At 74.6% G+C, this 7,870-nt stretch carries 6 protein-coding genes; 4 read left to right on the forward strand and 2 right to left on the reverse strand.

What is annotated here, in order from left to right; genetic code table 11:
• Positions 1 to 582 (reverse strand): TerD family protein (locus tag V7E45_RS36565; RefSeq protein WP_333778588.1); only part of this gene is annotated, 582 nt, incomplete at its 3' end.
• A gap of 275 nt (positions 583 to 857) precedes the next feature.
• Here V7E45_RS36565 and V7E45_RS36570 point away from each other — a divergent pair.
• The 4 genes from V7E45_RS36570 (at position 858) to V7E45_RS36585 (ending at position 5,565) form a co-directional block, all read left to right on the forward strand.
• Complete coding sequence (locus tag V7E45_RS36570) at positions 858 to 1,301, forward strand: DUF6643 family protein (RefSeq protein WP_333778589.1); 444 nt, start codon at positions 858 to 860, stop codon at positions 1,299 to 1,301.
• 42 nt (positions 1,302 to 1,343) lie between these two features.
• Positions 1,344 to 2,168 (forward strand): MOSC domain-containing protein, encoded by an 825-nt coding sequence (locus V7E45_RS36575; RefSeq protein ID WP_333778590.1) that lies wholly within the window; start codon positions 1,344 to 1,346, stop codon positions 2,166 to 2,168.
• A 243-nt stretch (positions 2,169 to 2,411) separates the two neighbouring features.
• Positions 2,412 to 3,017, forward strand: a complete 606-nt coding sequence (locus tag V7E45_RS36580; RefSeq protein ID WP_333778591.1) for an Rv1733c family protein — start codon at positions 2,412 to 2,414, stop codon at positions 3,015 to 3,017.
• A 109-nt stretch (positions 3,018 to 3,126) separates the two neighbouring features.
• Positions 3,127 to 5,565, forward strand: coding sequence for a right-handed parallel beta-helix repeat-containing protein (locus V7E45_RS36585; RefSeq protein WP_333778592.1), 2,439 nt, complete (start codon positions 3,127 to 3,129; stop codon positions 5,563 to 5,565).
• A 26-nt stretch (positions 5,566 to 5,591) separates the two neighbouring features.
• Here the strand turns inward: V7E45_RS36585 and V7E45_RS36590 are convergent.
• A partial coding sequence (locus V7E45_RS36590; protein WP_443056334.1) for a hypothetical protein occupies positions 5,592 to 7,870 on the reverse strand: 2,279 nt, incomplete at its 5' end.

A 7,870-nucleotide genomic window follows, 5' to 3' on the forward strand; every position in this document is an offset into this window, starting at 1 on the left:
GACGGGGGGCGCGGAGGGCGGTGCGGCCGGCGCGGGCGCGGCGTGCTGCGGCTCGTCGACGGTGATGCCGAAGTCCGTTGCCAGTCCCTCGAGTCCGCTGCTGTAGCCCTGGCCGACGGCACGGAACTTCCAGCCGCCCTGGCGGCGGTAGAACTCGCCGAGCACGAAGGCGGTCTCCACGGTGGCGCCGGGGCTGTCGAAGCGGGCGACGACGGCACCGCCGCCGTCGGTCACCTCGATGTAGAGGCCCGGGACCTGCCCGAAGGTCCCGCCGTCCGCGGAGGCCGCGAGCACGATCCGCTCGATCCCGCCCTCCACGCGCGTGAGGTCGACGAGGAGGGTGTCGGTCACTTGGCCGCCGGCCGTCCGCTTGCCCTCGTGGCGGACCGCGCCGGAGGCGTGCGCGGGCTGGTTGTAGAAGACGAAGTCCGCGTCGGAGCGGACCTTTCCGGCCGCGAGCAGCAGTGCCGAGGCGTCCGCGTCGGGTACGCCGGGTCCGGAGCGCCGGCCCATTTCGACGCGCAGTGCCGTCGTCGGCACCGGCACATTCGACCCCTTCGACATTGTCATGTCCGCCCCCATCCTGTCGGCGTCCCGGACGTTCCCGGGCTCCCCGGATCATCCCTGTCCGCCCAACCTATTCCCGGGGCCGGGGAACAGCGGTCGGCGGCGCGGGAAGATCGCCGGTCAACCCCCGGTAACCCGGCGGGAGCTCGCCTTTTACAGGATTGAAAGGTTGAGCGACGTCCATTTTTGCCAAGTTCGCTCTAATTAGGTATCCCAGGGCACAGCCGACACGGAAAACAACCCTCTTATCGGTCTCCCCAACCAGCACATCGTGGGCTTAACTTATGGCCATGACCTCCCCCCGCTCCACTTATGGTGGCGGCTACTACTCCGCCTCCTTCCCGGACACCCCGATCTACGACTCCCTCGTGGCCGAGCGGGGCACCCCGCAGATCGCCCCGATCCGGGTCCCCGCCGCGTACGACACGGGCAGCAGCCTGCCCGCGCTGCCGTCGGCGCTCCCCGCCCTCCCGGCGGCACCCTCCCCGCAGGTCCCCTCCTACGGCTACGGCTACCCGCAGATGCAGCAGCCCGCCCCGCTGCAGCAGGCGCCGACCGCCTACATCCCGCAGCAGGCGAGCGCACCGCGCGGTTACCCCGGCCCGCAGGCCCCGCAGCCGCCGCGTCCGATGGCCGGCGGCACGGGCTACGAGGCCATGCGCCCCGCCGCGCCCCGGCCCGCACCGGCCCCGTACCAGGACCCGTACAACAACCAGCAGTACCGCGGCTACTGACCGACGCTCCCGGCGCCCTGTGCCACCTGGCACGATGGCGCCATGGGGAACGCGATACTGCAGTCGATCCACGTCCATCCGGTCAAGGCGTTCCGGGGCGTCACGCCCCGGGAGGCCGCGGTGGAACCCTGGGGTCTGGCCGCGGACCGACGCTGGACGCTGATCGACGACGGGGGAAAGGTCGTCACGCAGCGCGAAAAGCCACGTCTCGCGCTGGCCGCCGCCGAGCCGGTGCCCGGCGGCGGCATTCGTCTGTCCGCGCCCGGACGGGAACCACTGACGGTCGCGCCTCCGGAGCCCGCGGCGACGGTTCCGGTGAGCATCTTCGGCACGAAGGTGGAGGCGGTCCCGGCCTCCGGCGCGGCGGACGAGTGGTGCTCCGCCTATCTGGGCACCGGTGTGCGTCTGGTGCACATGGACGATCCGGCCGTGCGCCGTCCCGTCGACCCCGAGTACGCGCTGCCCGGCGACACGGTGAGCTTCGCCGACGGCTACCCCCTGCTGGTGACCACCACCGCCTCGCTGGACGCCCTGAACTCCCTGATCGCCCAGGGCGATCACGCCGCCGAGGGCCCGCTGCCCATGAACCGCTTCCGGCCGAACCTGGTCGTCGCCGGCACCGAGGCCTGGGCCGAGGACCACTGGCGGCGCGTCCGCGTCGGCGAGGTGACCTTCCGGGTCGTCAAACCCAGCGGCCGCTGCGTCGTGACCACGACCGACCAGGAAACCGCCGTACGCGGCCGCGAACCCCTGCGCACACTGGCACGGCACCGCAGGGTCGGCGGGAACCTCCTCTTCGGCCAGAACCTCGTCCCCCTCGCCCCGGGCACGATCCGCACCGGTGACCCGGTGCGGGTGCTGCCGTAGCACCCGGAGGCGGCACGGTCCGGGCGACCTGGTCCGGGCTCGCCTGGTCCGGGCGGCCACCCCGGCACACCGCCTCCGGAACGGCGCGTGGACCGGGAACCGGGCGGCGGGTGCCGGTCGTTGGGGAGACGAGATGAGAGATTCGTGAGAGGCCCCGGCCGGCAGTGACACCGCTCGCTTCCGGCCCCGGCCGGGGACGAGTGGCTCCGCCGGGGGTATGACGGAGCGGAAGGGGGGTGGGGCGTGCGAGCGATCTGTGGCCTGTGGCGCTGGCGGCGCAATCCGCTGCGCCGCGCGACCGACCTGGCCGAGGCCTGGCTGGCCCTCGCGGCGCTGGTGCTGGTCACCGTGGCCGCGCCCGTGATCGGCTCGCTGGTCGGCGCGGCCGCCGAGGACTCCCTGCAGCACACCGTGCGCGAGCAGCGCCACTCCCGTCATCTCGTCACCGCCACCGTGGTCCGCCACCTGGGCGGCGCCCCGGCGGAGTCCGACCCGGACACCAGCGCGGTGCACGACTCCGGCAGACGGGTCCTCGCCGACTGGACGGCACCGGACGGCACGGCGCACCACGGAGCGGTCCTGGCACGGCTGAAGTCACCGCGTCCCGGGGACCACTTCGGCCTCTGGACGGATCCGCACGGCCGAATAACGACGCGGCCGCTGGACTCACCGACGGCGACGACGCACGCCGTGCTCGCCGGCCTCGGCGCGGCCCTGCTGACCGCGGGCCTGGTGGAGGGCGGGCGGCGCCTGGTCGTGTGGCGCATGGTCCGGCGCCGGTACGCGCGCTGGGACCGGGCCTGGGACCGGGCGGGTCCGGACTGGGGCAAGGCGGGCACCGGCAGTTGACGGCCTTGCGGCTCTGGTCAATCCATCAGCCGCGCGCACGCTACGGTGGACCGGCCGACTCGCTTTCGGCAACGACCCGCGTTCGACGAGGTGGGGGCACAGCAACGCCATGGCACAGGGCACGGTCCAGGTGACGCACACCGGTACATCGCGGTGGCGGCGCCGCACGGGTGAGTACGCTTCGCTCGCCGCCGCCCTGGAGGCCGCCGCCGACGGTGACGTCCTCACCGTCGCCCCGGGCACCTACCGGGAGAATCTCGTCCTCGAGCGGGCCGTGACGCTGCGCGGCCCCGAGGGCTCGCCGGGCTCGGTACGGATCGCGCCGATGGACGGGGTGCCGCTGACCGTGCGCGCCTCAGCGGTGGTCCAGGACCTGCACGTGGAGGGACAGGACGCGGCCGCGCCCGCCCTGCTGGTGGAGGAGGGCACGCCCGAGCTGATGGACCTGCGGATCGTCACGCGCTCCGCCGCGGGCATCGAGGTGCGCGGCGGGGCACGCCCGACCGTCCGGCGCTGCACCGTCGACAACCCGGCGGGTATCGGCGTCGCCGTCCTCGACGGCGGCGGCGGGGTGTTCGAGGAGTGCGAGATCGTCGCGGCCGGGCAGGCGGGTGTCGCCGTCCGCGGTGGCGCCCATCCGCGCCTGGAGCGCTGCCGGGTGCACCACGCCTCCGGTACCGGACTGACCGTGACCGGGGAGAACTCCGCTCTGGAGGCGTTCGGTTGTGAGGTCTACGAGGTCCGGGGCGCCGGGGTGCAGGTCACCCAGCGGGCCACCGCCCACCTGACCGACTGCGACGTGCACCGCACCACCGCCGACGGCGTCACGCTCGACACGGACGCGGTCCTCACGCTCGCCGACTGCCGGATCCACGACATCCCCGAGAACGCGGTCGACCTGCGGTCCCGCTCCGTGCTGACGCTGACCCGGACGACGGTCCGTCAGTTCGGCCGCAACGGCCTGTCGGTGTGGGACCCGGGCACCCGGGTGGACGCCAACCAGTGCGAGATCTTCGACAGCACGGGCGACTACCCGGCGGTGTGGGTGAGCGACGGCGCCACCGCGGTCCTCGACTCCTGCCGGGTGCACGACGTGCCGGACGCGCTGTTCGTACTGGACCGCGGTTCACGCGCGGACGTCGTGGACAGCGACCTGTCCCAGGTGCGCAACACGGCCGTGTCGGTGAGCGACGGCGCCACCGCGCAGCTCGACGACTGCCGGATCCGGGAGGCCGCCACCGGCGCCTGGTTCCGCGACCACGGCAGCGGCGGCACGCTCAACAACTGCACGATCGACGGCACCCAGACCGGTGTGATCGTCACCAAGGGCGCCGACCCGACCATCGAGCGGTGCACGGTCGACTCCCCCGCCGAGGCCGGCTTCTACGTCTCCGCCGGCGGCCGCGGCAGCTTCCTGAACTGCCGGGTCAGCGGCAGCGGCGGCTACGGCTTCCATGTGATCGACGGCTGCCGTACGACGCTCCGCAAGTGCCGTACCGAGCGGTGCGCACGCGGCGGCTACGAGTTCGCCGACCCGGGGCCGGACGCGGGGGCCGGTACGGGCCCGGTCGTGGAGGACTGCACCAGCGACGAGAGCGGCGGTCTGCGGCCGCCCGCGGCCCGCGAGACGGCCGTGCAGTCGGGGCCCCCGTCCTCCGGCCTGCTCGGTTCCATCCCCGGGCAGCGCGTCACGGAGCAGGAACCGCTGATCACCCCGGCCGGGCCGGAGCAGCCTGCCCGTACGTCGAAGGCCGTGCTGGGTGAACTGGACGCCTTGGTCGGCCTGGAGAGCGTCAAGCGCGAGGTGCGGGCGCTGACCGACATGATCGAGGTGGGCCGGCGCCGGCAGCAGGCCGGGCTGAAGGCCGCCTCCGTCAAGCGGCACCTGGTCTTCACCGGCTCCCCCGGCACCGGCAAGACGACGGTCGCCCGGCTGTACGGCGAGATCCTCGCCTCCCTCGGGGTCCTGGAGAAGGGCCACCTGGTCGAGGTGTCCCGGGTCGACCTGGTCGGCGAGCACATCGGCTCCACGGCGATCCGCACCCAGGAGGCCTTCGAACGGGCCCGCGGCGGTGTGCTGTTCGTCGACGAGGCCTACGCGCTGTCCCCGGAGGACGCGGGGCGCGACTTCGGCAAGGAGGCCATCGACACGCTGGTGAAGCTGATGGAGGACCACCGCGACGCGGTCGTGGTGATCGTCGCGGGCTACACGGCCGAGATGGAGCGCTTCCTCTCGGTCAACCCCGGTGTGGCCTCGCGTTTCTCGCGGACCATCACCTTCGGCGACTACGGCCCCGACGAGCTGCTCCGGATCGTGGAACAGCAGGCCGACGAGCACGAGTACCGGCTGGCCGCGGGCGCCGCGGAGGCGCTGGTGAAGTACTTCACGGCGATCCCCAAGGGCCCCGCGTTCGGCAACGGGCGCACGGCACGCCAGACCTTCGAGGCGATGGTGGAGCGGCACGCGAGCCGGGTCGCCCAGCTCGCCGACCCGAGTACCGACGACCTGACCCTGCTCTACGCGGAGGACCTGCCGGAACTGCCCTGACGCCGGGGGCGCCCGGCGCGGGCCCGTCACCCGGGCGCCCTTTCGTCGGGGCGCTGCCCCGGCAGGTCGGGGCGCAGGCGGGCCAGGAGCAGGGCCCGCTCCCGTGCGAACGCGGGGTCGGCCTGATAGTCGGAGTGGCCGAGGATGGGCGCCGGGAGAGGATGCTCTGCGGTGCGCCCGTAGGCGAGCGGGTCCTCGAGGGGCCCGTGGTCCACTTCCGGGCCGCAGTCGCCGGGCAGGCGGACGGGGCCGCCGATGGGGTCGGTCCGGCGGTGCAGGTTGCGCCAGCAGGCGACGTCGCGGTGGAGCGCGGCCAGGGCGCTCGGGCCGAAGTACGCGGGGAACCAGCGGCCGTACAGGCGCTCCAGCGGTGAACCGTAGGTGAGCAGGGCGACCCGTCCGCGCACGGCCGGGGTCAGTTGCCAGGCGGCGGCCGCGGCCAGGACGCTGCCCTGGGAGTGCCCGGACAGCACCAGACGGCCGCCGGTGCGGCCGGTCCAGGTCGCCATCCTCCAGGTGAGGTCGGGGACGGCGCGTTCGGCGTAGCAGGGCGGGGCGAAGGGGTGGGCGGCGCGCGGCCAGAACGTGCCGACGTCCCACAGGATGCCGATGGTGCGGCGGGCGGCGGCGTCCTTGTAGGCACGCCGGGCCCAGGTGACGAAGAGCAGGAAGCCGAGTCCGACCAGCCACGAGCCGAGCGCCTGCGAGGTCTCGGCCGCCGCGTGGACGACGGGGTACGTGCGCCGGGCCGCTCCCTGCGGGGTGCGCCCGGTGGTGAGGGCGCCGGTCAGCGCGGCGGCCCCCAGCGGCAGGGTGGTGCCGCAGACCACGGCGAGCAGCAGCGGCGCCCGGTCGGTGAGGGTGGCCATGGCTCGGACGTGGGCGATGCGGCGGGTGCGGGCGGGGTCCTCGGGCTCACCGGGGTGCTCGTGACGCACACGCTCGCGTTCGGCGCGGGCCAGCCGCGCGGTGCGCACGGCGAGCACGCCGGCCAGGGCGAGCAGCACCAGCAGCAGCGGGGGGATCAGGGACGCCTGCCAGGTCAGCAGCACCGGCGGTCCGTCGAGCGAGGCACGGGTGCCGTCCAGCCAGTCGGCGACCCGCTGCGCGAGGCCGCCGGTCATCACCCCGCCGAGCGCGCAGCCGAGCAGCGCGACCGCCGGACCGCCGAGGCCGCGCATCCCGGCGCGCGGGTCGGGGCGGCGGCGGTGGAGGACGTGGGCGACGGCGGCGAGCACGACGACGAGCAGGCCCTGGGACAGCATCAGCCCACCGAAGGCGGGGTCGCCGGGCAGTCGGCCGGTGGACCGCCAGTCGGGGCGCGCCCAGCCCGCGTACAGCAGCGTGATCAGCAGCAGGGCGAGGGCGCCGAGGGGCAGTCGGCGGACGAGATGCCGGTCGAGACGCCTGTCGAGGCGGGTCTCGCTGCGGCCCCGGCGGCAGACCACGCCCACCACGGCGGCCGCCCAGCCGGCGAGGGCGGCGGTGAGGGCCCAGCCGAGGGCGTCCAGCGGGGCGGGGCCGCCGGGGCGGTGGTCGAAGCGGGCCGCGGGTGTGGCGACGGCGGCGGCCACGGTGAGCAGTCCCGCGGCGGTGTGGGCCGCGCGCAGCCGGGCCACCAGGCGGCGGCCGTACCAGAAGCCGGGGCGGGCGAGGGCGTTGTCGTCTCTCTCCGGTTGCGGTTCCCGGTCCATCGGCCGGTGCGACTCGTAGGCGCTCCAGGTGCGGTGCGACAGGTACCAGAGCAGAGCGGTGAGCGCGGCCGGGGCCGTCGCGGCGAGGGCGAGCCGACGGCCGGGCGGGCTCCACCAGCCGCCGCCCGAGGCGGCCGGGGAGAGGAAGCCGAGCCAGGAGTGGCGGCGGGCGCAGGCGGTGACGCCCGCGCACTGCCAGGCCACCAGGTCGAGGGCGACCTCGCAGGCGGCGGCCACCAGCAGCACGGTGAGGGTGAGGGCGGCCAGGCGCACGAGGAGGCCGTAGCACCGGACGGCGCGTCCGCGGCCGTCGGCGGCGGGCCGCATCCAGTGGGCGAGGTTGACCACCATGAAGGGCAGTAACAGCAGCCAGAGGGCGCGGCCGGCGTCGCCCGAGGTCAGATTGCACCACACGTACGCCTCTCGCACCGGGCCCCGTCCGGCCGGGGCGTCCTCGGTGTGATCGGCGCGCCGGAACACCGCCGCGGTGTCGTCGCCGGTGATCCGGACCGTTCGCGGGTCGCCGAGCATCTTCTCCGAAGTGGCGCCGCCGACTCCGTGCACCAGGAGTTCCAGCTCGGTCCCCGCTCGCGTGGGTCGCGGGGCGGGAG

Origin of the sequence: Streptomyces sp. IBSBF 3136 (assembly GCF_036815105.1) — a bacterium.
Classification (GTDB): Bacteria; Actinomycetota; Actinomycetes; order Streptomycetales; family Streptomycetaceae; genus Streptomyces.